The organism is Kitasatospora sp. NRRL B-11411, assembly GCF_000721345.1.
Taxonomy (GTDB): domain Bacteria; phylum Actinomycetota; class Actinomycetes; order Streptomycetales; family Streptomycetaceae; genus Kitasatospora; species Kitasatospora cineracea.
On record NZ_JOGH01000262.1, the window covers coordinates 1 to 1,979 of the forward strand.

Genomic DNA, 1,979 nt, shown 5'->3' on the forward strand with positions numbered 1-1,979 from the left:
GTCCCCCGCCGCCCCCGCGTCCCGCTCCTCCAGCAGCAGCCGCAGCGCCGCGTCCAGGTCCAGGTGCAGGCTCTGCAGCCACTCCCCCCACTCCTCGTGCCCCGCCCGGTACCCGGCCCCCGCCGGGACCAGCAGCCGTTCCTCCCGGACGGCCCGCGCCCACCCGCCCGCGTCCGGGAACAGCCGGGCGAAGTCCTCGGCGGGCAGCGCCCCGTCGCCCGCGCCGAGCATCAGCCGCGCCGCCTCGTGCAGCCGCCCGGCCGCGACGGCCGCCAGCCGCCGCACCTGCCGGGCGTCCTCGCCGGGCGGCACCGGCCCGCCGCGGCGGTGCCGGCGCGGCCCGCCGGGGGTGAGCGCGATCCGGCGGGCGACGGTGAGGCAGGCCAGGTCGAGCCAGCCGGCGAAGAGTTCGGCGCGGCTGCCGACCGGGCCGTGCACGCCCGCGCCGCGCAGTTCGCCGGCCAGCCGCAGGGCCAGCGGGTGGCCGCGCTCGGCCGGGCCGAGGAAGGTGCCGGGCAGTCCGTAGCGGCGGCCGGCCCGGGCCGCGGCGTCGTCGGTGAGCGGGCCGAGCCACAGGGCCCGGGCGGCCGAGCGCCAGGGGCCGAGCTGTTCCCAGCCGTCGGGGCGGCAGGCGACCAGGGCCCGGGCGCGGTGCGCGCGCAGCCACTCCAGCCCGGCGGCCAGCCAGCGCGCGGAGAGCGCGAGCGGTGCCTCCTCGGGCCCGTCGAGCACCACCAGCAGTGGTCGCCCGGCGTCGGCGCAGAGCGCCGCCAGCTCCCCGGGGTCGACCTCGGGCACGCCGAACTCCCGTGCGGCCAGGGCGAGTCGGCGGCGCAGCGGATCGCCGAGGGTGCGGTCGCCGGCGGCCAGGTCGGCGCCGCGCAGCCAGAGCGTGGGCAGCGGCCGGGCGGCGCCGGCCCGGCGCACCGCCAGGGCCGCCAGTTCGGTGCTGCGGCCGCTGCCGCTCTCGCCGAGCAGCACGGTGAGGACGTCCTGCGGTTCCTCGCCGCTGAGGCCGTCGGGGCGGTCGACCCGGTCGGCGGCGAGTTCGGCGATCCGTCCGGGTCCGGCGGCGGCGCCCTCCAGTTGGGCCTCGGTCAGCCGCAGCGCCCCGCCCAGGTTGAGCGCCCGGCCGAAGGCGGGGGCGTCGGCGGCGTTGCGGGCCAGCAGCCGGCCGAGCGGGGAGTCCTCCGGGCGGCCGTCGGCCGCCAGCGGGACGGCCGCGACGCCGGGCCCGGCGACGGCGCGCACCCGGGGGGCGAGCACGGCGAGCACCGCGCCGGTCTCCGGGTCGAGCACCGGCGCCCCGGCGGGCGGGGTCACCGGGAGGTCGAGCAGCAGCACGCCGGGGACGGTGCGCACCAGGGCGCCGTCGCCGCAGCGTCCGCTCTCCCGGCCGAGCGGCCGTCCGTGGGCCAGCGCGGGCGCGCCGTCCTCCCAGCGCTGGTGCGGCACCGCGACGGGGCCGGTGACGGCGGTGCGCCCGATCGGCAGCGCGGGGCCGGGCAGGCCGCCGACGGCGGCGGTGCGCAGCAGGGCGAGGCCGCGTTCGGGCAGCAGGTCGACGCTCTCGGGGCCGAGCACCCGGGACTGTCCGCCGGGGGTGTGCAGCACCAGCCGGGGCAGGCCGGCCACCGCCTCGTGCGCGGTGACCACCGTGCCGTGCCGGTCGGCGACGAAGCCGAGCCCGCACAGCCGGCCCTGCTGGTCCCGGATCCGCAGCAGCGCCTGTGCCGGATCCCCCGCGAAGCCGGCGCCCGCACTCTCGCCCATCCCGCCAAGTCCTCCCGCCGGGCCGCTCCGGCCCCGGGCGGGGCCGGGTACGGCCGCCGTACACGCCGCCGGTCAGCCTGCCCCCCACCAGCCCCACAGCACCTCGCACGCCCCTCTCACCACACCGCTTCACTCCGTGCGCCCCCTGCCGTCCCGCCCGGCGCGCACCCCGCCCCGGACCACCCGGCCCGCCGTGCACCCCGTCT

At 81.5% G+C, this 1,979-nt stretch carries 1 pseudogene; it reads right to left on the minus strand.

The window, feature by feature from the left end:
• Positions 1-1,773, minus strand: a pseudogene (locus IH44_RS0139735) (serine protease); the annotation flags it as partial.
• Positions 1,774-1,979: the final 206 nt, after the last annotated feature.